The organism is Kitasatospora sp. NPDC058046, assembly GCF_042885595.1.
In the GTDB taxonomy this organism is placed as follows: Bacteria; Actinomycetota; Actinomycetes; order Streptomycetales; family Streptomycetaceae; genus Kitasatospora.
Map to the genome: position 1 here is coordinate 471,953 of NZ_JBHVRS010000002.1, position 22,339 is coordinate 494,291.

Sequence of the window (22,339 nt, forward strand, 5' to 3'; positions counted from 1 at the left end):
CCCGGGCGAGAACGGCGGGCCCCGGTGACCTGCTCCCACAGGTCACCGGGGCCCGCGCACGCCTCGGCCCGAGGATCCGGCTCAGACGCCCAGCCGGCGCAGGGCCTCCTCGTGCAGCAGGCCGTTGGAGGCGACGGCGTCGGCGCCGCCGGGGCCGGGGACGCCGTCCAGACCGGTGAAGCGGCCGCCGGCCTCCTCGACGATGATGCAGTTGGCCGCCATGTCCCACAGCGACAGCTCGGGCTCGGCGGCGATGTCGACGGCGCCCTCGGCGACCATCATGTAGGACCAGAAGTCGCCGTAGGCGCGGGTGCGCCAGCAGGCGCGGGTGAGGTCCAGGAACGGGTCGAGGCGCCCGCGCTCCTCCCAGCCGGTGAGCGAGGAGTAGGAGAAGGAGGCGTCCTCGATCCGGGAGACGCCGGAGACGTGCAGCCGGGAGGCCTTGGCCAGGCTGCGGCCGCCGAACGCCCCGAGGCCCTTGGCCGCCCACCAGCGGCGCTGGAGCGCGGGGGCGGAGACCATGCCGACCACCGGGCGCTCGACGCCGTCCGGGCCGTCCTCCAGCAGGGCGATCAGGGTGGCCCAGACCGGGACGCCGCGGATGTAGTTCTTGGTGCCGTCGATCGGGTCGATCACCCAGCGGCGCGGGCCCGAGCCCTGGAGGCCGAACTCCTCGCCGAGGACGGCGTCGCGCGGGCGGGCGCGCTGGAGCACGCTCCGCACCAGCTCCTCGGCGGCCTTGTCGGCGTCGCTCACCGGGGTGAGGTCGGGCTTGGTCTCGACCTTCAGGTCGAGGGCGCGGAAGCGCTCCAGGGTGACCGAGTCGGCCGAGTCGGCGAGGACATGGGCGAGTCGGAGGTCGTCGTGGTAGTCGGCCATGCCCGAAACCCTAGCCGCTCAGTGGGCCGTGCCGCTGAGCTGGAGGCCGATGACGCCGGCGATCACCAGCGAGATCGAGACCAGCTTGAGGACCGAACTGGTCTCGTCCAGGAAGACCATGCCGTAGATCGCGGTGCCGGCCGCGCCGATGCCCGTCCACACCGCGTAGGCGGGGCCGACCGGCAGGGTCTTCAGCGAGAGGGTGAGCAGGCCGAAGCTGCCGAGGGCGAACACGCAGAAGCTGATGGTGGGCCAGAGCCTGGTGAAACCCTCGCTGAGCTTGAGGTTGATCGCGAAGCCGGTCTCCAGCAGGCCGGCCAGGACCACCAGGGCCCATGCCATCGCGTGCCCTCCCTGTCGATCGGGGGTCGGACCGGGTACGGTCCGACCTTCCTATGATCGCCAGGTGAGCCCGCTCCGACACCTCGAACGGGCCACCGGCCCCGAACCCGGGGACGGGCCCGGCCCGGTCGGGCTCAGTCGAGCTCGCCCTCCTTGCTGGCCAGCAGCCGGCGCAGCGAGTAGAGCCGGGCGGCCTCGGCGTGGCCCTCGGCGACCCAGGCGTCCAGCGCGCAGTCCGGCTCGTCGTGGCTGCACGCGCGCGGGCAGTCGACGGTGCCGGGCTCCAGGTCGGGGAAGGCGAGGATGACCCGGGACGGGTCGATGTGCGAGAGGCCGAAGGAGCGGAAGCCGGGCGTGTCGATCACCCAGCCGGGGTTCAGCGCCTTCTTCGAGCCCGGCTTGGCGCCGGGCGGCGGGGGCAGCCGCAGCGCCAGGGCGGAGACGGTGGTGTGCCGGCCGCGGCCGGTCACCGCGTTGACGCGCCCGGTCTGCCGCTGGCGGTCCGGGACGAGCGCGTTGACCAGGGTGGTCTTGCCGACGCCCGAATGGCCGATGAACACCGTGGACAGCCCGCGCAGGTGCTCGCGGACGGCCTCGGCGCCGGTGGTCTCCAGCTCGTCGCGGCGGGTGACCACGTACGTGATGCCCAGCGGGGCGTACGAGTCCAGCAGCGTCGAGGCCGGCGCGAGGTCGGACTTGGTGAGCACCAGCAGCGGCTCCATGCCCGCGTCGTAGGCCGCCACCAGGCAGCGGTCGATCAGCCGGGGGCGCGGCTCCGGGTCGGCCAGGGCGGTGACGATCGCCAGCTGCTGGGCGTTGGCGACCACGATCCGCTCGTACGGGTCGTCGTCGTCCGCCGTGCGCCGCAGCACCGAGCCGCGCTCCTCGACCCGGACGATCCGGGCCAGGGTGTCGGCGTCCCCGGAGAGGTCGCCGACCAGGTTGACCATGTCGCCGACGACGACGCCCTTGCGGCCCAGCTCGCGGGCCTTCATGGCGACGACCTCGCGCTCCTGCTTCGTCCCCGGGTCGACCAGGCAGGTGACCCGGCCGCGGTCGACGGTCAGCACCATCGCCTCGGCGGCGTCCTCGTGCTTGGGCCGGATCCGGGTCCGCGGCCGGGACCCCCGGCGGGCGGGGCGGTTGCGGATGTCGTCCTCGTCGGCGTCCTTGCCGTAGCGGCGCATGTGCTCAGTCTCCGCTCAGACGCCCGCCGTCGCTTCCGCCGCTTCGCCGAGCAGTTCGGCCCACATCCCCGGGAAGTCGGGCAGGGTCTTGGCGGTGGTGGCCACGTTCTCGACCTCCACGCCGGGGACGGCGAGGCCGAGGACGGCGGCGGCGGTGGCGAGGCGGTGGTCCTCGTAGGTGTGGAAGACGCCCCCGTGCAGCGGGCGCGGGCGGATCCGCAGACCGTCCTCGGTCTCCGTGACGTCGCCGCCCAGGTCGTTGATCTCCTTGGCGAGCGCGGCGAGCCGGTCCGTCTCGTGCAGGCGAAGGTGCGCGATGCCGTACAGGTGGGACTCGGAGTCGGCGAGCGCGGCGACGGCGGCGATCACCGGGGTGAGCTCGCCGACGTCGTGCAGGTCGGCCTCGATGCCGTGGATCCGGCCGGTGCCGGTGAACTGCAGGCCCTCGTCGGTGAACTCGCAGGCGCCACCCATCCGGGTGTAGATCTCGCGCAGCTGGTCACCGGGCTGGGAGGTGTGCTTGGGCCAGTCCCGCACGGTGACCCGGCCGCCGGTGACCAGCGCGGCGCCGAAGAACGGCGCGGCGTTGGAGAGGTCCGGCTCGACCACCAGGTCGCGGCCGATCACGGCGCCCGGGGTGACCCGCCAGACGTCCTTCTCGCCGCCGTCCTCGGGGGCGTCGACCTGGGCGCCGGCCAGCCGCAGCATCTCCACGGTCATCCGGATGTGCGGCAGCGACGGGACCGGGCCGCCGACGTGGCGGACCTCGATGCCGTGGTTGTAGCGGGCGCCGGAGAGCAGCAGGGCGGAGACGAACTGGGACGAGGAGGAGGCGTCCAGCTCGACCGGGCCGCCGTCCAGCGAGCCGGTGCCGTGCACCGTCAGCGGGAAGGCACCGCGGCCGCCGTCCTCGATCCGGGCGCCGAGCGCGCGCAGGGCGTTGATCACGCCGTGCTGGGGGCGCTCGTAGCAGCGCGGGTCGCCGTCGAAGTGCACCGGGCCGTCGGCCAGGACGGCCAGCGGGGGCAGGAAGCGCATCACGGTGCCGGCGTTGCCGACGTCGACCGAGGCCGGGCCGAGCAGCGCGGGGGCGGGGATGACCCGCCAGGCCTCGCCGCCGCCGGTGCCGCCGGAGTCGTTGTTGACCTTCTCCTCGATGGTGACCCCGAGGGCGCGCAGGCCGTCGGCCATCAGCTGGGAGTCGCGGCTGCGCAGCGGGCGCCGCACCCAGCCCGGCCCGTCGGCGAGGGCCGCCAGCACCAGGGCCCGGTTGGTGACCGACTTGGAGCCGGGGATGGTGACGGTGGCGTCGACGGGGCTGGTCGCGACGGGGGCGGGCCACAGGGTCTCGGTCATGGGGCAAGTCTAGGGGCCGTACGGGAACGTTCTCGGCGCGCGGCCGGGCGGCGGGAGGCCCGGTGGGCTCACTGCAGGGGCTGGAGCAGCCAGGCGGCGCCGAGGGCGAGGCAGGCGAGGGCGACGAGCAGGAAGACGGTGACCCAGGCGAGGGCGGGGACGTGGGTGAGCCGGGCGAGCTGGTCGGCGTCGGAGTCGCGGGCCCAGCCGATCCGGCGCTGGTGCTGGAGCTCCAGGACCGGGCGGACGGCGCCGAGGAGCAGGAACCAGCAGCCGAGGTAGGCGAAGCCGGCCTGGACTTCGGCGCTGCCGAACCAGGAGACCAGGAAGAAGGCGCCGCTGGCGACCAGCACGGTGAGGAAGCCGAAGGCGTTGCGGATGCGCAGGAGCAGGGCGAGCAGCAGCACGATCGCCAGCCAGAGCAGCAGGGTGATCCGGTCGGCGGCGAGCAGGGCGGCGCAGCCGAGGCCGAGCAGGGCGGGGGCGGTGTAGCCGGCGGCGGCGGTGAGGACCATGCCGGGTCCGGTGGGGCGGCCGTAGGAGAGGGTGAGTCCGGAGGTGTCCGAGTGCAGCCGGATGCCGGCCAGTTTGCGGCCGGTGACCAGGGCGATCAGGCCGTGGCCGCCTTCGTGGGCGATGGTCACGGCGTTGCGGGCGACGTGCCAGAGCGGGCGGGCCAGGACGGTGAGCAGGGCGGCGGCGCCGGTGGCCAGGACCAGCCAGCCGGGCGGGGCGGCCTGGGTGCCGGTCACCTGGTTCCACAGGTCGCCGAGGGTCTGGTCGTTCGCGTTCATCGGGGTCTCTCCGCCTCCGTCCGTCGTACCGGGCCACCGTGTGGGCCGTTCGGGGCAGCCTCCCATGCGGGGACGGGCGGGAGGCAGGGGGTGGTTCTGGTCCGTGGATGAACAGGTCCTGAGGAGCGGCGGCATGGCAAGCTGGCCCGCATGTGCGGTCGGTTCGCAGCGAGCAGCAAGCCCGAGGACGTCGTCGAGCTGTTCGGCGTCGAGCACTGGGACCCCGAGGAGACCCTGGACCCGAACTGGAACGTCGCGCCGACCAACAGCGCGTTCGTGGTGCTGGAGCGGCTGGGCCGGGAGCGGCCGCGGCCGGTGCGCCAGCTGCGGGTGCTGCGCTGGGGGCTGGTGCCGCCGTGGTCGAACTCCGCCGAGACGGCGGTGAAGATGATCAACGCCCGGTCGGACACGGTGCACGAGAAGCCCTCGTACCGGCAGGCCTTCGCCGCCCGCCGGTGCATCCTGCCGGTGGACGGCTACTACGAGTGGCAGACGGTCCCGGGGGAGCGCGGCAAGGCCCGCAAGAAGCCGTACTTCGTGTCCCGGGCGGACGGTGCCCCGCTGGCGCTGGCCGGGCTGTACGAGTTCTGGCGCAACCGGGCGGTGCCGCCGGGGCACCCGGAGGCCTGGCTGGTGACGTTCACGATCGTCACCACGGACGCCGAGGAGCTGCTGGCGCCGATCCACGAGCGGATGCCGCTGTTCCTGGACCGGGGGGACTGGGACGAGTGGCTGGACCCGCGGCTGACCGACCCGGACGGGCTGCGCCGGCTGCTGATACCCCCGCCGCCGGGCGCGCTGGTGGCCACCCCGGTGTCGCCGGCGGTCGGCAGCATCCGCAACAACGGCCCGGAGCTCAAGGAGCCGTGGGCCGAGCCCGAGTACGAGACCACCCTGTTCTGAGCCGCCTGTTCCGACCTTTTGCGAACGTTCCGGGAGACGTCGAGATGAGCACCACCGAACCGGTCCGCACCGAAGCGGTCCCGACCGGGGCCGGGGAGGCCCGGATCACCTACCACCGGGCCGCGAAGCCGGTGGCCGTCCTGGCCCTCGGCCACGGCGCGGGCGGCGGGATCGAGGCCAGGGACCTGGTGGCGCTGGCCGCGAAGCTGCCGGCCCGGGGGATCACCGTGGCGCTGGTCGAGCAGCCCTGGCGGGTGGCGGGCCGGAGGCTGGGCCCGGCGCCGAAGACGCTGGACGTGGGCTGGCGGCCGGTGGCCGAGCGGCTGGCCGGGCAGGGGCTGCCGCTGGTGGTCGGCGGGCGCAGCGCGGGGGCGCGGGTGGCCTGCCGGACGGGCGCGGCGACCGGGGCGGTCGGGGTGGTGGCGCTGGCGTTCCCGCTGCATCCGCCGGGCCGGCCGGAGAAGAGCCGGGCGGAGGAGCTGCTGGGGTCCGGGCTGCCGACGCTGGTGGTGCAGAGCGCGGCGGACCCGTTCGGCGGGCCGGTGGAGTTCCCGGAGCTGCCGCAGGGGCACGAGCTGGTGGCGGTGCCGTACGGCAGCCACGGCTTCGAGGTGCCCAAGCGGGCGCCGGTGGGGCAGGACGAGGTGCTGGACCTGATCTGCTCGGCGGTGGGGGACTGGGTGCTGCGGCTGGTGTGAGGCCGTGGGGCGGTCCGGCTCCGGCTCCGGCTCCGGCTTCGGGGCCGTGAGCAGGGAGTTTCCATTCGCTCACTCGTGCGAGTGAATGGCGCCCGGGGACGGGAATGCGGGCGGGGCGCGTGTGGTTGTCGTCTCCGTCAGCAGGAGTCACCGGTGAGAGGCAGGGCAGATGGGTTCGATCGCGTGCCCCGAACGGCCTGAGGAGCGCGAGGCCACCGCGGCGTTCGCCCCCTCCTGGTCGGACTGGATCGACGCGGGCGAGAAGCCCGTCAGCCCGATATCCTCCATTTCTGGGCGGCCCGCCGTGGGCCGTGCCCGTCATGCCGAGGAGGTGGGTCCGGTCGTCGGGACCGAGCACGAGGCCGATCCGGGCCGTGGCCCGGGCGACGCCCTGCCCGCGGGCGAGGCGCTCACCGGTGAGGAGCTGGCCGAGGCGATCGGTGAGGACACCTACCGGGTGTCGGCGGAGGAGAGCGAGGAGGCCCGGCGGGAGCGCTTCGAGCGCGACGCCCTGGGCTACCTGGATCCGATGTATTCGGCGGCGCTGCGCATGACGCGCAACCCGGCCGACGCGGAGGACCTGCTCCAGGAGGCGTTCGCCAAGGCGTACGCGTCCTTCCACCAGTTCCGTGAGGGGACGAACCTCAAGGCCTGGCTGTACCGCATCCTCACCAACACGTTCATCAACTCGTACCGCAAGAAGCAGCGGGAGCCCCAGCGCACCGCGGCGGAGGAGATCGAGGACTGGCAGCTGGCCCGGGCCGAGTCGCACATGTCGACCGGTCTGCGCTCGGCCGAGACCCAGGCGCTCGACCACCTCCCCGACAGCGATGTGAAGGACGCGCTCCAGGCCATCCCGGAGGAATTCCGGATCGCCGTCTATCTCGCGGACGTAGAAGGCTTTGCGTACAAGGAGATCGCGGACATCATGGGTACTCCCATCGGTACGGTGATGTCCCGGCTGCACCGCGGCCGCCGTCAGCTGCGCGGCATGCTGGAGGATTACGCCCGTGAGCGCGGGCTCGTCCCGGCCGGCAGCGGGGCAGGGCAGGAAGCGAAGGGCTCGGGCTCATGAGCTGCGGCGATCCGCACGAAACCGAGTGTGGCGAGGTCCTCGACCACCTCTATGAATTCCTCGACAACGAGATGGCCGAGGGTGACTGCGCCAAGTTGCGGGTGCACTTCGAGGAGTGCTCACCCTGCCTGAAGCAGTACGGGCTGGAGCAGGCGATCAAGGCGTTGATCAAGCGTTCCTGCGGGTGCGACGACACCCCGACCGACCTGCGCAGCAAGGTGCTGGCCAGGATCGACTCGATCCGGGCCGGGCAGCGCTCGGGCGAGCAGGTGGTGGTCGCCGTGGAGACCACCGTCGAGCTGCACGTCGAGTCGGCCCGGCCGGCGCCCAGGCCGGGCGGGGCGGGCGAGGCGGAGACGGCCGGGCGCTCGGGCGCTCCGGTCGAGGCCGGCGCCCCCGCGGAGTGACGACCCGTCGGGCGAACGCCCGTACGGCGGCCGACTCCTTGGTCGACCGCCGGGGGCGGTAGCCCCGCGGCCCGCCGGCGAGGGCGGGCCGGACGGTTCGGGCACGTCCGGGCGGGTGTCGGGCGGGTTCAGGGCAAGGGCAACAGCGGCCCCGGGAGTACACACTCCCGGGGCCGCTCCCGTTCTGCTCGCATGCGCCGTCACTCGTTCGAGTGAGCTGGCGGTGCGCCAACTGCGCCATTGCGCCATCATGCGTCCCCATGTCCGGAGGGCGGCCTATTCTCCTGACGGACACTCACCGTCGGTCCGCCCGACGCGCTGAGGCAACACGGGGTCCGTACGGCGGGGAGGTCGAGATCGCTACCGACTGTGGAGGCTCGACCCTGCCGCGAGGGGCGGCGCGCTACCTGGTGGTGGTGCCGGTGGCGGCGCTGTGCTGCCTGGTGCCGCTGCTGCCGGCCGCGGCCGCCGGGGTGCCGCACTGGCTCGGCGCGCCGGTGGACTGGCCCAAGGTCGCGCTGCTGGCCTTCCTGCACGGCTGCTGGGAGTCCCTGGCCCAGGGCCTGCCCACGCCCTGCCTGGTGCTGGTGCGCCGGCTGCTGCGCCGGCCGGCGCTGCCCGAGCGGACGCCCGCCCGGCCCGGGGTGAACACCTTCTTCCCGGTGCTGTTCGCCGGGGTGCTGATGCTCCCGCCGGCCGCCGCCGCCCTGGTCGCCGCCCCGGCCGCGCTGCTCGGCGGGCCGAGCGGGCGCGGCTGCCGCCCGCGCCAGCTGTTCAACGGCTCCCAGCTCGCGCTGTGCGCCTTCGCCTCCTCCGTCGCCTTCCACCTGCTGCACGGCCCGCAGCTGCTGCTCGGCTCCCGCTTCCCGGCCGCACTGCTGCCCGGATTCGCCGCTGTCGCAGTGTTCTGCCTGGTCAACGGGGTGGTGGTGGGCGTCATGCTGATGCTCAGCGAGGGCCGCCGGCCCGGGGTGCTGCTGAGCGGGGCGCACGCGTCCTGCGGGCTGCCGGTGCTGGTGCACGCGGCCGGCGGGCTGATGGTCGCGGTGCTCTGGCAGGGCCCGTACGGCGCGTTCGCGGCGCTGCTCGCGCTGCTGCCGCTGTCCATCTCGGCCTGGGTGTTCGCCCAGGGCCAGCGCGAGCGGGACGCCCACCAGGCCACCGTGCAGTCGCTGGTGCAGGCCGTGGAGATCAAGGACTCCTACACCCGGGGCCACAGCGAACGGGTCGGCCGGGCCTCGGTGCTGATCGCCACTCAGCTCGGCATGGAGGCCGAGCGGCTGCGCACCCTGCGCTTCGCGGGCATCCTGCACGACGTCGGCAAGCTCGGCGTGGCCACCGAGCTGCTGCGCAGAAACGGTCCCCTGACCGAGGCCGAGCGCCGGGCGGTGGAGATCCACCCGGTGTACGGGTACGAGCTGGTGCGCGGGATCGACTTCCTCGGCGAGGCGCACGCCGGGATCCTGCACCACCACGAGCGGCTGGACGGCCGGGGCTACCCGAGCGGGCTGGCCGGCGAGCAGATCCCCGAGTTCGCCCGGATCATCTCGGTCGCCGACGCCTTCGACTCGATGACCTCCACCCGCTCCTACCGGCGCGGCCGCCCGGTCGGCGAGGCGGTCGCGGAGCTGGAGCGCTGCTCGGGCAGCCAGTTCGACCCGGTGATGGTGCGGGCGCTGATCGACGCGCTGGCCGGGTACGACTGGCAGCCGGTGGTGCACTCCGAGGACTCCATCGAGGCGGTGCCGGACATCCCGCTCGGGGTGCCCGAGCCGGTCCGGGCCGCCCCGGGCCAGGCCGTCCCGGGCCGGGTGCCGCCCCAGGGCGGCGGGACCGTCCCCGCGGCCGGGCAGCCGTGAGGGCCCCCGGGCGGGCGGCTGCCGGGCGGGCGGCTTCCGGTGGCGCGGCCTCCGGTGGTGCCGGTGCCGCCGCCGGGCGGGAGCTGTTCGGGGCCGGGGTGTCCGGGCCCCGGGCGCTGCGGCGCGTGGTCCTCGGCCGCGCGCCCTGCGGGCGCACCGCGCGCGCGGTGCACGCGGCGGCCGCCGCGCTGCTGGCGCTCGCGCTGGGCGCCGTCGCGGTGCGCGGGGTCGCGGAGCCCCGGGTCGCGCTGGCGTTCACCGTGCTGATCGCGCTCGGCGAATGCGTCCGCATCACCCTTCCGGGGGATCGGGAGCAGGCGCCGATCGGCGCGGCCGGTGCGCTGGCGTACGCCCTGCTCGGGCCGCTGCGCGGGGTGCCGACCGCGCACGGGACGCTCCAGGTGGTCGCGGTGACCGGGGCCGGCCTGCTGCTGGGCCGGCTGGCCGGCCTCGTCCTGCCGGACCGGGCCCTGCCGGACGGCCCCGGGCGCCCGCACCGCCGTCCGCCCTGGGCCGACCCGGCCCGCCGCGACGGCGCCGCCCGCCGGGTGCTCGCCGTCGGCTTCGCGGGCGCCGTCTTCCAGCCGCTCTACAACGGCGGCATGGTCGACCGCTTCTCGCCCGAGGGCCCGGCGTACGGGGTGTTCCTGACCGCCGTCGCCGCGCTGGCCGCGCTCTGCGACGCGACCCTGGCGGCGCTGCTGCGCCGCTCCGGTGGCGGGCTGCGGTTCCCGGCGGCGCTGGAGGACGAGCTGCGCTCGCTGTTCGGCATCGGCTCGGCGATCGTCGCCACCGGGATGCTGGTCAGCCTCGCGGCCGGCGAGGTCGGGCTGTGGGCGCTGCCGCTGTTCTGCACCCCGCTGCTGCTCGCCCAGGTGTCCTTCCGGCGCGCCGCCGCCGTGCGGGCCACCACCGGGCAGACCATCGCCAGCCTCGCCCGGGCCACCGAGGTGGCCGGGTACACCCCGCACGGGCACGCGCGCCGGGTCGCGGACACGGCGTGCGCGCTGGGCCGCGAGCTGGGTCTGGGCACCCGCGAGCTCGCCCTGCTGGAGTACGCCGCGCTGATGCACGACGTCGGCCAGCTGTCCCTGGTCGAACCGGTGCCGGACGGCGCCACCGCGCTGCTGCCCGAGGCCGAGCAGCAGCGGATCGCCCGCCTCGGCAGCGAGGTGATCAGCCGCACCGGGGTGCCCCGGCAGGTCGCCGAGCAGGTCGCCCGGCTGGCCGACCCGTGCACCGGGCCCGCCTCGGGCGACGGCCCGGTGCCGCTCGCCTCCCGGATCATCCGGGTCGCCAACGCCCACGACGACCTGCTCACGGCGGCCCGCGGCCGGGGCGTCGGCGAGGCCGTCGGGCGGCTGGAGGCGCTGGAGGCCCTGCGGCTGGGCCGGGGCCGGGTCTACGACGCCCGCGTGGTGGACGCCCTGGCCAGGGTGGGCGGCTAGCGCCCGTCCTCGAACTCGGGTCCGCGGGGCGACGCCGGGGCACGCACCTCGCCGCGTTGTCGTCGGTCGCCAATGCTCCGCAGTGGCTCCCTCCTCCGCCTTGCGATGCACGCACCCCAACGCCGCCCCGCCCGCCCTCCGGGCGGACGACGGGAGTTTGAAGACAGGCCCTAGCGCCCGTCCTCGAACTCGGGTCCGCGGGGCCCGTACGGCCGGGCGGAGCAGGGTCCGCGGGCCCGTACGGCCCGGGCCGTCGGCCGCCGCCGCGGGGCCCGGGAACCGGGTTCCGGCCGTCAGGGGTTGAGCGGGCGGCATCGGACAGGCAGGCTGGGGAGGGGCGGGCCCCAACCTCGGCGGTGGGGAGCGCGGGCGGGGGCGGGCGTGGTTGGATGCGGTCGTAGCGTGGAACACCGACCCGGGGCACCGGGCCCGGGCGCCCTCCGAGGCGGTACGGGCACGGTGGCACGGGACTTGAGCGGACGACGACGGCAGGGACGAACGTGAGGATCTTCCACCGGGCACGGCACCGGCCGTCCGCCACCTGGCGGCAGACGACCGACCGGGCCTTCACGCTGATCGGCGACGGCCGCTACGAGGACGCCGGCGCCCTGCTGGTGATGGCCGCCGACCTGGAGCCGTGGCTCTCCGACTCCTGGTTCAACCTCGCCCTGCTGCACAAGTTCCGCCGGGACTGGGAGCAGGCCCGCTCGGCCGGCCTGCGCGCCGTCGCCCTGCTGGACCGCGAGCACGGCGCCCCGGACTGGTGGAACCTCGGCATCACCGCCACCGCCCTCCAGGACTGGCCGCTGGCCCGCCGCGCCTGGCAGGCGTACGGGCTGAAGCTGTCCGGCGGCCCCGGCGCGCAGCCGGACGGCCCGGTCAGCCTGGACCTCGGCACCACCCCGGTGCGGCTGTCCCCGGACGGCGAGTCCGAGGTGGTCTGGGGCCGTCGGCTGGACCCGGCCCGGATCGAGGTGCTGTCCATCCCGCTGCCCTCCTCCGGCCGTCGCTGGGGCGAGGTGGTGCTGCACGACGGCGCCCCGCACGGCGAGCGGGTCACCGACGGCGTCGCCTACCCGGTGTTCGACGAGATCGAGCTGTGGGCGCCCTCCCCGGTGCCGACGTACGTGGTGCTGCTGCAGGCCGCCACCGCCGGGGACCGGGACGCGCTGGAGCGGCTGGTCGCCGACGCCGGCTACGCGGCCGAGGACTGGACCTCCTCGGTGCGGCTGCTGTGCCGCGCCTGCTCGGAGAGCCGGATGGCCTCCGACGACGGGGTCGCCGCCCACCACGACCCGCACGACGACGGTGACGCCGCCCACCCCGGCCACCTCAGCCACCTCAGCCAGGGCGGTGCGGCCGGGATGTCCTGGCTGGTCGAGCGCGAGTGCGGGATCGCCGCCCCGGCCCACCTGGTGCGCACCCTGCTGGACCGCTGGGTCGCGTCCGCCCCGGGAAGCCGGGCGTACCGGGACCTCGAAGAAGTGTGCTGAGTACCCTGGTGAGGTAACGCGTACACCGACGGAAGCGGAAGACATGGCGGAGCAGGCCGAGCAGCACGAGCACGAGCACGACGTGGAGGGGACGGCGGCCGAGGCGCCCGTGAAGGTGATCGGTGAGGAGCCCGACCTCAGCAAGGGCACCGCCCGCCCGATCACCGTCGTCGGCAACCCGGTGCTGCACCGCGAGGTCAAGGACGTCACCGTCTTCGACGGCGAGCTGTCCGCGCTGATCGACGACATGTTCCAGTCGATGTACGCCGCCGAGGGTGTCGGCCTCGCCGCCAACCAGATCGGCGTCGACCTCAAGGTCTTCGTCTACGACTGCCCGGACGACGAGGGCGTGCGCCACATCGGCCACGTGATCAACCCCGTGCTGGAGGAGTACCCGGCCGACCGCCGCCGCGTCCTGGACGACGGCAACGAGGGCTGCCTCTCCGTCCCGACCGCCTACGCCGAGCTGGCCCGCCCGGACTACGCCGCGGTCACCGGCGTCGACAAGGACGGTCAGCCGATCCGCGTCGAGGGCACCGGCTTCTTCTCGCGCTGCCTCCAGCACGAGACCGACCACCTCTACGGCACCCTCTACATCGACAAGCTGTCGAAGCGGGACCGCAAGGACGCCCTGAAGCAGATGGCCGAGGGCACCCCGAAGTACGCGACCGTGGCGAACGACTGACGGTCCGTCGCACGCGAGGGCCGGGACACCGCTGGTGTCCCGGCCCTCGGCGTTCCGTGGGGCGGTTTCGTGCGGGGGAGCGGCTCAGGACTCGCCGTGCTGGCCGCGGGAGAAGATAGTCGGGCTGCCGGGGAGCTCCGGGTTCGCGCCGAGGTGGTCGGCCAGGTCGCGCACCCCCTCGGCGAGCGAGACCGCCGGCCGGTAGCCGAGGCCCTGGAGCTTGGAGATGTCGCCGACCAGCCGGTAGGTGTCGTCCTCGATCTCCGGGATCACGCTGACCTCGGGCGTGACGCCGGTGGCCTCGCCGATCGTGTTGACGAGGTCGCGCATCGACGCCTCCGTGCCGGAGCCGATGTTGAACACCTCGCCCAGCTCGGCCCGGTCGGCGATCGTCAGCAGCCCCTGGACCAGGTCGGTGACGTGGACGAAGTCGCGGGTCTTCCGGTCGATGTCGCCCACGATCTGGATGGGCTGGTGGTTGAGGTGCCAGCGCAGGAACCGGCCGACCTCGACCATCGCCTCGTGCGGGTTCTCACCCGGCCCGTAGACGCAGAACGGGCGGCCGACCACCACCGGCAGACCGCAGGCGCGGTGGAGCGCCAGGCAGGTGATCTCGCCGCTGAGCTTCGACGCGCCGTACGGGACGAAGGGGCGGGTCGGGTGGTCCTCGTCCATGGGGAATTTCCGCGGAGTTCCGTAGACGGACGCGGACGAGACGTAGACGACCCGGCGGACGGACGCCTTGAGGAGGGCCTCGGCGAAGATCAGGGTGCCGAGTGCGTTGATCTCGAAGTCGAGGCGCGGCTGCGTCACCGACAGCGTGCCGTTCGCGTTCGCGGCGACGTGGAAGACCAGGTCGGCGTCGTCCACGGCCTCGGCGACGGCGTCGACCTCGCGGATGTCCAGCAGGTGCAGGGTGGTCCCGGACGGCGCCGAGATGCTCGTCGCGGTGCGGGCGTTGTCGATGATCGCCACCTCTTTCCCGAGAAAGAGAAGGGCGCTGGTCAGGTGCCTTCCGACGAAACCCAATCCGCCCGACACCAATACCTTGTCGTATTCTTCGAGCATATTATCGATATATCAAGCCTCGAACATATTCGCGATCCGGGAATTCGGAATCGCGTCCGTCCGGGTGAAAATCAGGTGGACAGGTGTTGGCCCGGTTCGCGCTGTTACGGCTCGTGGTGTTCCGGTTCATGGTGCTCCGGCTCCGTGTCGAAGGCGCGGAAGAGCGAGAGGTCGGGGGTGCGGCCGCGGATCGCGGTCCAGGCCTCGTCGAAGTCGCGCCGGACCCCGGCCGGCGGCCACGGGGCGGGCCGCAGCTCCGGGGGGAGGAGCGGGTCGAGCTCCAGGGCGTGGGTGAAGGCCTCGGCCAGGCGCAGCGCGGTGGCGACGAGTTCGACGGAGTCGCGGTCGGGGCCGAGGGGTTCCTCGGCCAGCGCCTCGGCGAGGGGCCGGTAGGCCTCGACCGTCCCGGCCGCGGGCCAGAGCTGCTCGGCGGTGGCGGCGGGGTCGGTGAAGCCCCGGCCGGTCAGGCGGGTGGCCTCCGCCGTGACCAGGTAGGCGTCGACGGTCGCCGCCGAGGCCTCGGCGGCGAGTTCGTCGAGCAGGTCGTGCGGGCTGACGTAGGCGCCGGGTGCGAGCGGGGCGGCGCCGAGCCGGGTCAGCGCGGTGCGCAGGGCGTCGCGTTCCGCCCGGTGCCGCTCGGGGACGGAGAAGGTGTAGAGGCGCCAGAGCCCGTCCCAGGGGGCGCGCCCGGCGTCCTGGGCGTAGGCGAGCGCGACGAACCGGACGTCCAGGTCCGAGCGGATCCGGCCCGCGTCGGTCAGGACGAGCCGGCCCTTGCGGCCCCGCCCCTCCTGCCGCAGGACGCCCGCCGCCTCCAGTCGCCGTACGGCCAGCCGTACCGGCTGGTCCGCCAGGCCGGCCGCCGCGGCGACGTCGTAGACGTAGTCGAGCGGGGCGGTGCCCTGCGGGTCGAAGCAGGCCTCGACGACCGTGCGCGGCGCGGGTCGGTACGGCGCGGCGTTGTCTGCGGACACGGGAGACCTCGGTTCTCGATCACGGGGCCCGGGGCTGGGGCCGTCCGGTCAATGTGCCACATCCGGCACGCGGGGCCTCAGGCGCCTTCCCAGGGGTAGCCGTGGCGGCGGAAGGCCGAGGCGATGGCCGCCTTCCCGCCCTCGACGTCGTCGTCGAAGAGGACCCGGCCGACCGGCGACTCGATCCGCACCTTGCCGCCGTGGCGGAAGACGCCGCCGACCTGGTCCCGGGTGATCACCCGGCTGTCGTCGCCCTCGACGACGGTGATGCTCTCGTCCGAGATGCGCAGCGTGGCGGCGTGGTAGGTGACGAACATCCCGACCACGAGCCCGACGGCGGCGAGCGCCACCGGTCGGCCGATCACCATGGCCGGGGAGGTGAACGAGCCCAGGAAGCGCACGGTGTCCGCGTAGGGGATCGGGTGCCGGGCGGCGAACTGGAGGAGCCACGGGACGGCGAAGCCGAGGCCGGCGCCGACCGCGCCGCAGAAGGCCCAGATGACCACCTTGGTGTCGAGGGGCATCCGGAGCTCGGTCACGGCGGACTGGGCGCCGGTATCTTTCGTCACATGGACGACCGTAGCAGATTCGATAGTTTCAGGGCGTGGTCGGAGGCGCTCCGGGACGGGGCGGCGGCCCCGGTGTCACGTTTCCGACGGCTCCCCGGTCCATCTGTCGGGCGCGGTGGCCGCAGTCCGCGCCGCCGCCGACCGAGAGAGGGGACATGACCATGGAGACCCTGACCGTCCGACGCGTCATCGCCGCACCGATCGAGGACGTGTTCGACTGGTGCGCCACCACCACCAACTACACCCGCTCCCCGCTCATCCTCCGGGCCCGGCTGGCCCGGCCGGGCGCCGGTGCGCCGTACGGCGTGGGGGCGGTGCGGGTGCACACCTGGGCGATCGGCTGGTTCCGCGAGCGGGTCACCGTGTACAACCGGCCGTACGGCTTCGACTACACGGTCGAGCGCAGCCTGCCGCCGTCCCGGCACGAACTCGGCCGGATGACCTTCACCGAGGTCCCCGGCGGGACCGAGGTCGCGTGGACGACCACCTTCCAGGTCCGCCTGCCCTTCGGCGCGGCCCTCACCCGGGCCCTGGCCAAGCCGGTCATCGCCCACACCTTCGGCCGCATCCTCGCCGCCGCCGACGCCGACCTCACCGCCGGCCGCCGGCGGGCCGGGAACGGCGACGCCGGGTGACGGCGGCGCGCGTGGTCGTGGTGGGAGTGCCTCCCCGCCCGGCGTGAACGCCGGGCGGGGACGGGGGAGTTCAGGGCTGCGGGGCGGTGGTGGTGATGGTGATCAGGTGGGAGGTCCAGTCGGTCATCTCGCCGACGTAGAGGGTGACGCTCCAGCTGTCGTTGCGGGAGAGGCAGGTGGCGATGCCCTGGCCGCCGCCCGGCCCGATGCAGATCCGGATGAAGTCCCGGTGGGCCTCCCGGACGGGGAGCTTGCGGACGCGCTCCCAGAGGACGGGAAGGGCGTGGTCGAGGCTGGGGAAGTCGGTGGGGAGCATGACGCCGGCGATCCCGGCCCGGACGGCGCTCACGCGGCGTCCGCCTCGGGGGAGACGTGGCACCAGACGAACTTCCCGACGCCACCCTTGCGCGGGCAGCAGCCCCACTGGGTGGCCAGCTGCTGGACGAGGAACAGGCCCCGGCCGGTCTCGGCGGAGGTGGAGGCGGGGCGGAGGGAGGGCTTCTCGCTGTCGGCGTCGTGCACCTCGATGCGGAGGGTGTCGTCCGGGAGGAGTCGGAAGCGGACGAAGATCAGCCGGTCACGCGGGGCGCGGCAGTGCCGGACGGCGTTGGTGACCAGCTCGCTGACCAGCAACTCCCCGGTAAAGACGAGGAGTTCGCCGGAGGGGTGGGGGAGGAGGAAGTCGTGAAGCTCCCAGCGGGCGGCGCGGGGGGCCTTGCGGTGCCGGGGCAACCAGCAGGTTCGCTCGGCGGGGATGGGGGAGGGGGAGAGGTCTTCAGGCATGGCGGGGCCACCTCTGGAGTGTGCAGGTGAGAGCGACTGAAGAAGGCATGGGGATGCCCGGGTGACTAGCCCGCCATGATCACAATGTGTCGACATGCGAGCCACGGTGAGTAGCATGCTCCTGGGGACTTCCAAAGTGCAAGTCCCCACTTTGGAAGTGATCAAAGATTGTTGTCGGTGCCTGACGGGGGCAGACTGACAGCTCACAGAAGTGGGGAGGTCGCGGCGGTGCCCGTGAACAAGAACCCGACGGTTCGGCAGCGGCGGCTGGCTCGAACACTCAAAGAGCTGCGAACCGGGGCTGATCTGACGATTGCCCAGTCGGCTCGGCAACTTGCGTGTGCCGAGAGCAAGATCAGCCGAATTGAGGCCGCTCAGTCAGGCGTTCGGTTGGTGGATCTCCGGCTGCTGCTTGATCTGTACGGGGTGACGGACCCAGCGGCTCGAAGTCGGTTGGAGGCGCTGTCGCGCGAAGGCCGTCTGCGAGGATGGTGGGATCGGTACTCGGACACGCTGTCGCCGCTCTATGCCGACTTCATCGCACTGGAATCCGATGCGTCGGACATGTACAGCATCCAGACGTTCCTGGTGCCGGGGCTGCTGCAAACAGAGGACTACACACGTGCGGTGGTCCGCGCGCAGATAGAGGACGCTGGTGCGGAGCAGGTCGAGCGCCTCACGAAGGTCCGCCAGGAGCGGCGCGCAGTGCTGATGAGGGAAGCGCCGCTTCGTATGTGGGTCGTTCTGTCGGAATCCGTGCTGAAGCACCGGATCGGCGGCCGCGCGGTCATGCAGGAGCAGCTCGACTTCCTGGTTGCCAGCGCCGAACAGCCGAACATCAACATCCAGGTCCTGCCGGAGGAATCGGATGTCCATGCGGCGCTCTTCGGCCCCGTCGCCATCTTGAGCTTCCCTGAAGCGACCGAAACGGACGTGGTGTACGTCGACAGCCTGCTCAGCACGCTCTACATCGAGGAGCCGGAGGAAGTGTTCAAGTACACCAACCTGTTCCGCCGTGCCCTGGCGGAGTCGCTGCCGCGTACCGAATCGGTCGCACTCATCGAGCGTGCAAAGGACAAGATCTAGAAATGGTGAGTACGTTCCCGCCGGTTGCTGCTGTTGCCGGCCTTGAATGGCGTAAGTCGTCGTACTCGGGTGCGCAGAGCGACTGCGTCGAAGTGGCTGTGGGCCTGCCCGGCGCGGTACCGGTTCGTGACTCGAAGGACTCGGGCGGGCCGGCGCTGCTCTTCCCGGCAGATGCCTGGTCGTCCTTCCTCGCTGGGGTCAAGGCCGGGGAGTTTTCGACCAACTGACATGACAGAGGTGCCCCGCACGGCCACGGCCGTGCGGGGCACCTCTGTCATTCGTTCTGTTCTTCCTAGAAGTCGTCGTCGAAGGCGACGGAGCCCTCGACGGCGACCTGGTACGCCGAGACGCGGCGCTCGAAGAAGTTGGTCAGCTCCTGGACGTTCTGGAGCTCCATGAAGCCGAACGGGTTCGTCGACCCGTAGCGGATCGGCAGGCCCAGGCGGGCCAGGCGCTGGTCCGCCACGGCCTGCAGGTACTCGCGCATCGAGGCGGTGTTCATGCCGGGCAGGCCGTCACCGCACAGGTCCTGGGCGAACTGGAGCTCGGCCTCGACGGCCTCCTCCAGCATCTCCGTGACCTGCTTGGCCATCTCGTCGTCGAAGAGGTCGGGCTCCTCCTCGCGGACGGTGTCGACCACCGACATCGCGAAGTCCATGTGCATGGACTCGTCGCGGAACACCCAGTTGGTGCCCGTGGCCAGGCCGTGCAGCAGGCCGCGCGAACGGAACCAGTACACGTAGGCGAAGGCGCCGTAGAAGAACAGGCCCTCCACGCAAGCCGCGAAGCAGATCAGGTTCAGGAGGAACGCGCGGCGGTCCTCCTTGGTCTGCAGCGAGTCGATGTGGTCGACCGCGTTCATGTACTTGAAGCAGAACTGCGCCTTCTGGCGGATGGAGGGGATGTTCTCCACCGCGGCGAAGGCCGCGTTGCGGTCCTCCGGGTCGGGCAGGTAGGTGTCCAGCAGCGTCAGGTAGAACTGGACGTGCACGGCCTCTTCGAACAGCTGCCGCGAGAGGTACAGGCGCGCCTCGGGCGAGTTGATGTGCTTGTAGAGGCTCAGCACCACGTTGTTGGAGACGATCGAGTCGCCCGTCGCGAAGAACGCGACCAGCCGGCCGATGAGGTGGCGCTCGCCCTCGCTGAGCTTCGCCAGGTCGGCGACGTCGGAGTGCAGGTCCACCTCCTCGACGGTCCAGGTGTTCTTGATCGCGTCCCGGTACCGGTCGTAGAACGACGGGTAGCGCATCGGGCGCAGGGTCAGCTCGAAGCCGGGGTCGAGCAGCATCTTGCGGTCTTCGGGGGTGGTCACTGGCAGGCCTCGCAGGACTCGGGGTTCTCCAGGGAGCAGGCGATGGCGGCTTCCTGCTCCGGGGTGAGGGAGGGGGTGTTCACGGGCACCGGCGCCGGCGCGGCGGCACGGGCGGTGCCGGACGCGGCCTGGGCGATGCGGGTGGCCGGGCGCGAACGCAGGTAGTAGGTGGTCTTCAGACCCACCTTCCACGCGTAGGCGTACATCGAGCTGAGCTTGCCGATGGTCGGCGCCGCCATGAACAGGTTCAGGGACTGGCTCTGGTCCAGGTACGGCATGCGGGCCGCGGCCAGGTCGATCAGCGCGCGCTGCGGCAGCTCCCAGGCCGTCCGGTACAGCGAACGGACCCCGGCGGGCAGCCAGTTCAGGTCCTGGACGGAGCCGTTGGCGTCGCGCAGGGCGTCGCGGGTCTGCTGGTCCCAGACGCCGAGCTCCTTGAGCTCGCGCACCAGGTACGGGTTGACCTGGAGGAACTCGCCGGACAGCGTCTCGCGCTTGAACAGGTTGGACACCTGCGGCTCGATGCACTCGTACACGCCGGCGATGGACGCGATGGTCGCGGTCGGCGCGATGGCCAGCAGCAGCGAGTTTCGCAGGCCGGTCTCGGCGATCCGGGCGCGCAGCGCCGTCCAGCGGTCGGCCCACTGCGGGGCGGCCGTCGGGAAGTGGTCGATGTGCAGCTCGCCGCGGGCGGCGCGGGTCTCGCCGTACGCCTCGTGGCGGCCGAGCTGCTCGGCCAGGTCGGCGGAGCGCTCGTACGCGGTGAGCATGATGCGCTCGGCGATCAGCGTGGACAGGCGGGCGGCCTCGGCGGAGTCGAAGTCGATCCGCAGCTTGAAGAAGACGTCCTGGAGGCCCATCACGCCGAGGCCGACCGGCCGCCAGCGGGAGTTGGAGGTGCCGGCCTCGGTGGTCGGGTAGAAGTTGATGTCCACCACGCGGTCGAGGAACGTCACGGCCGTGCGGACGGTGGCGTCGAGGCGCTCCCAGTCCATGGCGCCGAGCAGGTCGTCGACCGTGGCACCGGGGGCCACGTGGGCGCCGAGGTTGACCGAGCCGAGGTTGCAGACGGCGGTCTCGGAGTCGTCCGTGACCTCCAGGATCTCCGTGCACAGGTTGGAGGAGTGCACGGTGCGGCCCGGCAGGGCGGTCTGGTTGGCGGCGCGGTTGGAGGCGTCCTTGAAGGTCATCCAGCCGTTGCCGGTCTGCGCCAGGGTGCGCATCATGCGGGCGTACAGGGTCTGCGCCGGGATGGTGCGGACGGCCTTGCCGGCCAGCTCGGCCTTGCGGTAGGCCTCGTCGAAGTCGGCGCCCCACAGGTCGACCAGCTCCGGCACGTCGGCCGGGGAGAACAGCGACCAGTCCTGGTTGGCGTTGACCCGGCGCATGAACTCGTCCGGGATCCAGTGCGCCAGGTTGAGGTTGTGGGTGCGGCGGGCCTCTTCGCCGGTGTTGTCGCGGAGCTCCAGGAACTCCTCGATGTCGGCGTGCCAGGTCTCCAGGTAGACGCAGGCCGCGCCCTTGCGGCGGCCGCCCTGGTTGACGGCGGCGACCGAGGAGTCGAGGGTGCGCAGGAACGGCACGATGCCGTTGGACTTGCCGTTGGTGCCGCGGATCAGGCTGCCGCGCGAGCGGATGCGCGAGTAGGACAGGCCGATGCCGCCGGCGTGCTTGGACAGGCGGGCGATCTGCGCGTAGCGGTTGTAGATCGAGTCCAGGTTGTCCAGCGGCGAGTCGAGCAGGTAGCAGCTCGACATCTGCGGGTGCCGGGTGCCGGAGTTGAAGAGCGTCGGCGAGGAGGTCAGGTACTCCAGGCGGCTCATCAGGCCGTACAGCTCGGCCACCTCGCGCACCGACTGCTCGGAGTCGCCGACCGCCAGGCCGCAGGCGACGCGGAGCAGGAAGTGCTGCGGGGTCTCGATCACCTTGCGGGTGATCGGGTGGCGCAGCAGGTAGCGGGACTGCACGGTGCGCAGGCCGAAGTACTCGAAGCGGTCGTCGCCGGCGGTGTCGATCAGCGCGTCCAGGGCGGCGGCGTGCTTGGCGACGAAGTCCGCGGTGGTGTCGCCGATCAGGCCCTCGGTGTGGCCGACGGCGATCGAGGCGGAGAAGGACACCGAGCCCTGGCTGTTCGCCTCGTCGACGATCTCCAGCGCGAGCAGGCGGGCGGCCAGCTTCGAGTACTGGGGGTCCTCGGCGATCATCGACGCGGCGGCGTCCACGGCCAGCCCGCGCAGCTCGGCGAAGTCCGAGCCGGCGTGGCGGCCGCGCAGCGCGGCGGCGGCGACATGGCCGGGGTCGACCTCGGTGAGGTCGGTGCTGCGGTCGGTGAGCAGCCGCAGCAGCGCGCCCCCGGGGTCGGAGACCGTCGGGTCGGTGAAGGCGGTACCGGAGCCCTGGGCGGGCAGGGTGGCTGAGGCAGCGGTGGTCAAGGCGCTCTCTCCTGGCGGCGATCGGCGGCGGTGCTCGGGGGGCCACCGGGCCGATCTGGGCAGGGGAGCACGGCGCGAACGCAAAAAAGCGTCGCGCGAGGTGACTCCCCGGCCCGCCCGCGAGGCCCGGAGGGGTACTGCTGGTGCCGGCGCGGCCTCTGCGGGAGGGCCGTGGCGCACGCCGTCGGCAGGTACTCGGACTCGCGGGGTGCGGCTGCTGGAGCCGCCCGCTCACCGCTGCGGGGCAGTCCCGGATTCGCACCGGGTTCCCCTGCATCGACAGCAGAAGCGAGCATACATGTTGTGCCGCCGGACTGCGGCGGCACCATATGTTGTGCCTGTCGTGTCGCGGAT

General features: G+C 72.8%; 23 protein-coding genes and 1 riboswitch. Of the genes, 11 read left to right on the plus strand and 12 right to left on the minus strand.

Annotated elements, in window-relative coordinates:
- Positions 1-81: 81 nt before the first annotated feature.
- The 5 genes from hisN to ACFVU7_RS06340 form a co-directional block, all read right to left on the minus strand.
- The gene (gene hisN / locus ACFVU7_RS06320) at positions 82-879 is read right to left on the minus strand and encodes a histidinol-phosphatase (RefSeq protein WP_049655055.1); all 798 of its coding nucleotides are present in this window, start codon (positions 877-879) and stop codon (positions 82-84) included.
- Positions 880-897: 18 nt separating this feature from the next.
- A complete protein-coding gene (locus ACFVU7_RS06325; RefSeq protein WP_074001397.1) occupies positions 898-1,221 on the minus strand; it encodes a multidrug efflux SMR transporter in 324 nt (107 codons plus the stop codon).
- 134 nt (positions 1,222-1,355) lie between these two features.
- Positions 1,356-2,408: a ribosome small subunit-dependent GTPase A gene (gene rsgA, locus ACFVU7_RS06330; protein ID WP_049655059.1), complete on the minus strand. Its 1,053-nt coding sequence runs from the start codon at positions 2,406-2,408 to the stop codon at positions 1,356-1,358.
- 15 nt (positions 2,409-2,423) lie between these two features.
- Positions 2,424-3,764 (minus strand): 3-phosphoshikimate 1-carboxyvinyltransferase, encoded by a 1,341-nt coding sequence (aroA, locus tag ACFVU7_RS06335; RefSeq protein ID WP_049655060.1) that lies wholly within the window; start codon positions 3,762-3,764, stop codon positions 2,424-2,426.
- A 68-nt stretch (positions 3,765-3,832) separates the two neighbouring features.
- A complete protein-coding gene (locus ACFVU7_RS06340; protein WP_388044499.1) occupies positions 3,833-4,558 on the minus strand; it encodes a M50 family metallopeptidase in 726 nt (241 codons plus the stop codon).
- Positions 4,559-4,708: 150 nt separating this feature from the next.
- On the opposite strand from ACFVU7_RS06340, the gene ACFVU7_RS06345 reads away from it, so the two are divergent.
- The 8 genes from ACFVU7_RS06345 (at position 4,709) to def (ending at position 13,126) form a co-directional block, all read left to right on the plus strand.
- Positions 4,709-5,461 carry an SOS response-associated peptidase gene (locus tag ACFVU7_RS06345; RefSeq protein ID WP_388044500.1) on the plus strand — a complete coding sequence of 251 codons (753 nt, stop codon included), beginning with the start codon at positions 4,709-4,711 and terminating at the stop codon, positions 5,459-5,461.
- Positions 5,462-5,505: 44 nt separating this feature from the next.
- Positions 5,506-6,159: an alpha/beta family hydrolase gene (locus tag ACFVU7_RS06350; RefSeq protein WP_074001400.1), complete on the plus strand. Its 654-nt coding sequence runs from the start codon at positions 5,506-5,508 to the stop codon at positions 6,157-6,159.
- A gap of 169 nt (positions 6,160-6,328) precedes the next feature.
- Positions 6,329-7,234 carry a sigma-70 family RNA polymerase sigma factor gene (locus ACFVU7_RS06355; RefSeq protein ID WP_074001401.1) on the plus strand — a complete coding sequence of 302 codons (906 nt, stop codon included), beginning with the start codon at positions 6,329-6,331 and terminating at the stop codon, positions 7,232-7,234.
- Complete coding sequence (gene rsrA, locus ACFVU7_RS06360; protein ID WP_079271878.1) at positions 7,231-7,641, plus strand: mycothiol system anti-sigma-R factor; 411 nt, start codon at positions 7,231-7,233, stop codon at positions 7,639-7,641. Before ACFVU7_RS06355 ends, rsrA begins: the two co-directional genes overlap by 4 nt.
- Before the next feature lie 410 nt (positions 7,642-8,051).
- Positions 8,052-9,500: an HD-GYP domain-containing protein gene (locus ACFVU7_RS06365; protein ID WP_388044501.1), complete on the plus strand. Its 1,449-nt coding sequence runs from the start codon at positions 8,052-8,054 to the stop codon at positions 9,498-9,500.
- Between the two features lie 98 nt (positions 9,501-9,598).
- Positions 9,599-10,948: an HD-GYP domain-containing protein gene (locus ACFVU7_RS06370; RefSeq protein WP_388044502.1), complete on the plus strand. Its 1,350-nt coding sequence runs from the start codon at positions 9,599-9,601 to the stop codon at positions 10,946-10,948.
- Positions 10,949-11,448: 500 nt separating this feature from the next.
- On the plus strand, positions 11,449-12,441 hold the full coding sequence (locus ACFVU7_RS06375) for a tetratricopeptide repeat domain-containing protein (protein WP_049652370.1): 993 nt from the start codon (positions 11,449-11,451) through the stop codon (positions 12,439-12,441).
- A 109-nt stretch (positions 12,442-12,550) separates the two neighbouring features.
- Complete coding sequence (gene def / locus ACFVU7_RS06380) at positions 12,551-13,126, plus strand: peptide deformylase (RefSeq protein WP_369808303.1); 576 nt, start codon at positions 12,551-12,553, stop codon at positions 13,124-13,126.
- Between the two features lie 84 nt (positions 13,127-13,210).
- Here the strand turns inward: def and ACFVU7_RS06385 are convergent, their stop codons facing one another.
- The 3 genes from ACFVU7_RS06385 to ACFVU7_RS06395 all read right to left on the minus strand — a co-directional run bounded on the left by ACFVU7_RS06385 (position 13,211) and on the right by ACFVU7_RS06395 (position 15,737).
- Complete coding sequence (locus ACFVU7_RS06385; protein WP_375877096.1) at positions 13,211-14,194, minus strand: NAD-dependent epimerase/dehydratase family protein; 984 nt, start codon at positions 14,192-14,194, stop codon at positions 13,211-13,213.
- A 104-nt stretch (positions 14,195-14,298) separates the two neighbouring features.
- Positions 14,299-15,168 (minus strand): transcriptional regulator, encoded by an 870-nt coding sequence (locus ACFVU7_RS06390; protein WP_388044503.1) that lies wholly within the window; start codon positions 15,166-15,168, stop codon positions 14,299-14,301.
- A gap of 77 nt (positions 15,169-15,245) precedes the next feature.
- Complete coding sequence (locus ACFVU7_RS06395) at positions 15,246-15,737, minus strand: hypothetical protein (RefSeq protein ID WP_143204491.1); 492 nt, start codon at positions 15,735-15,737, stop codon at positions 15,246-15,248.
- A 161-nt stretch (positions 15,738-15,898) separates the two neighbouring features.
- Here ACFVU7_RS06395 and ACFVU7_RS06400 point away from each other — a divergent pair, with 161 nt between their 5' ends.
- Complete coding sequence (locus tag ACFVU7_RS06400) at positions 15,899-16,372, plus strand: SRPBCC family protein (RefSeq protein WP_388044634.1); 474 nt, start codon at positions 15,899-15,901, stop codon at positions 16,370-16,372.
- A gap of 70 nt (positions 16,373-16,442) precedes the next feature.
- Here the strand turns inward: ACFVU7_RS06400 and ACFVU7_RS06405 are convergent, their stop codons facing one another.
- Both ACFVU7_RS06405 and ACFVU7_RS06410 read right to left on the minus strand, forming a co-directional pair.
- Complete coding sequence (locus tag ACFVU7_RS06405; RefSeq protein ID WP_074001404.1) at positions 16,443-16,721, minus strand: hypothetical protein; 279 nt, start codon at positions 16,719-16,721, stop codon at positions 16,443-16,445.
- The gene (locus ACFVU7_RS06410) at positions 16,718-17,155 is read right to left on the minus strand and encodes an ATP-binding protein (protein WP_388044504.1); all 438 of its coding nucleotides are present in this window, start codon (positions 17,153-17,155) and stop codon (positions 16,718-16,720) included. Before ACFVU7_RS06410 ends, ACFVU7_RS06405 begins: the two co-directional genes overlap by 4 nt.
- Positions 17,156-17,383: 228 nt before the next feature.
- Here ACFVU7_RS06410 and ACFVU7_RS06415 point away from each other — a divergent pair, with 228 nt between their 5' ends.
- Together ACFVU7_RS06415 and ACFVU7_RS06420 are read left to right on the plus strand one after the other, a co-directional pair.
- Positions 17,384-18,241 carry a helix-turn-helix domain-containing protein gene (locus ACFVU7_RS06415; protein ID WP_380741589.1) on the plus strand — a complete coding sequence of 286 codons (858 nt, stop codon included), beginning with the start codon at positions 17,384-17,386 and terminating at the stop codon, positions 18,239-18,241.
- A 2-nt stretch (positions 18,242-18,243) separates the two neighbouring features.
- Positions 18,244-18,468, plus strand: a complete 225-nt coding sequence (locus ACFVU7_RS06420; RefSeq protein WP_074001407.1) for a DUF397 domain-containing protein — start codon at positions 18,244-18,246, stop codon at positions 18,466-18,468.
- Between the two features lie 65 nt (positions 18,469-18,533).
- Here ACFVU7_RS06420 and ACFVU7_RS06425 read toward each other — a convergent pair whose 3' ends face one another.
- Both ACFVU7_RS06425 and ACFVU7_RS06430 read right to left on the minus strand, forming a co-directional pair.
- Complete coding sequence (locus tag ACFVU7_RS06425; RefSeq protein ID WP_074001568.1) at positions 18,534-19,529, minus strand: ribonucleotide-diphosphate reductase subunit beta; 996 nt, start codon at positions 19,527-19,529, stop codon at positions 18,534-18,536.
- 20 nt (positions 19,530-19,549) lie between these two features.
- Positions 19,550-21,961: a ribonucleoside-diphosphate reductase subunit alpha gene (locus ACFVU7_RS06430; RefSeq protein WP_049652373.1), complete on the minus strand. Its 2,412-nt coding sequence runs from the start codon at positions 21,959-21,961 to the stop codon at positions 19,550-19,552.
- 192 nt (positions 21,962-22,153) lie between these two features.
- Positions 22,154-22,288: riboswitch (cobalamin riboswitch) on the minus strand.
- Positions 22,289-22,339 lie beyond the last annotated feature (51 nt).

Excerpts from the sequence above, each read along its gene's own strand:
- rsrA (WP_079271878.1), top strand. The coding sequence starts at position 7,231 with ATGAGCTGCGGCGATCCGCACGAAACCGAGTGTGGCGAGGTCCTCGAC.
- ACFVU7_RS06340 (WP_388044499.1), bottom strand. The coding sequence starts at position 4,558 with ATGAACGCGAACGACCAGACCCTCGGCGACCTGTGGAACCAGGTGACC.
- aroA (WP_049655060.1), bottom strand. The coding sequence starts at position 3,764 with ATGACCGAGACCCTGTGGCCCGCCCCCGTCGCGACCAGCCCCGTCGAC.
- rsgA (WP_049655059.1), bottom strand. The coding sequence starts at position 2,408 with ATGCGCCGCTACGGCAAGGACGCCGACGAGGACGACATCCGCAACCGC.
- ACFVU7_RS06345 (WP_388044500.1), top strand. The coding sequence starts at position 4,709 with ATGTGCGGTCGGTTCGCAGCGAGCAGCAAGCCCGAGGACGTCGTCGAG.
- ACFVU7_RS06355 (WP_074001401.1), top strand. The coding sequence starts at position 6,329 with ATGGGTTCGATCGCGTGCCCCGAACGGCCTGAGGAGCGCGAGGCCACC.
- ACFVU7_RS06350 (WP_074001400.1), top strand. The coding sequence starts at position 5,506 with ATGAGCACCACCGAACCGGTCCGCACCGAAGCGGTCCCGACCGGGGCC.
- ACFVU7_RS06385 (WP_375877096.1), bottom strand. The coding sequence starts at position 14,194 with ATGCTCGAAGAATACGACAAGGTATTGGTGTCGGGCGGATTGGGTTTC.
- ACFVU7_RS06410 (WP_388044504.1), bottom strand. The coding sequence starts at position 17,155 with ATGCCTGAAGACCTCTCCCCCTCCCCCATCCCCGCCGAGCGAACCTGC.
- hisN (WP_049655055.1), bottom strand. The coding sequence starts at position 879 with ATGGCCGACTACCACGACGACCTCCGACTCGCCCATGTCCTCGCCGAC.
- ACFVU7_RS06325 (WP_074001397.1), bottom strand. The coding sequence starts at position 1,221 with ATGGCATGGGCCCTGGTGGTCCTGGCCGGCCTGCTGGAGACCGGCTTC.
- ACFVU7_RS06400 (WP_388044634.1), top strand. The coding sequence starts at position 15,899 with ATGGAGACCCTGACCGTCCGACGCGTCATCGCCGCACCGATCGAGGAC.
- ACFVU7_RS06420 (WP_074001407.1), top strand. The coding sequence starts at position 18,244 with ATGGTGAGTACGTTCCCGCCGGTTGCTGCTGTTGCCGGCCTTGAATGG.
- ACFVU7_RS06425 (WP_074001568.1), bottom strand. The coding sequence starts at position 19,529 with ATGCTGCTCGACCCCGGCTTCGAGCTGACCCTGCGCCCGATGCGCTAC.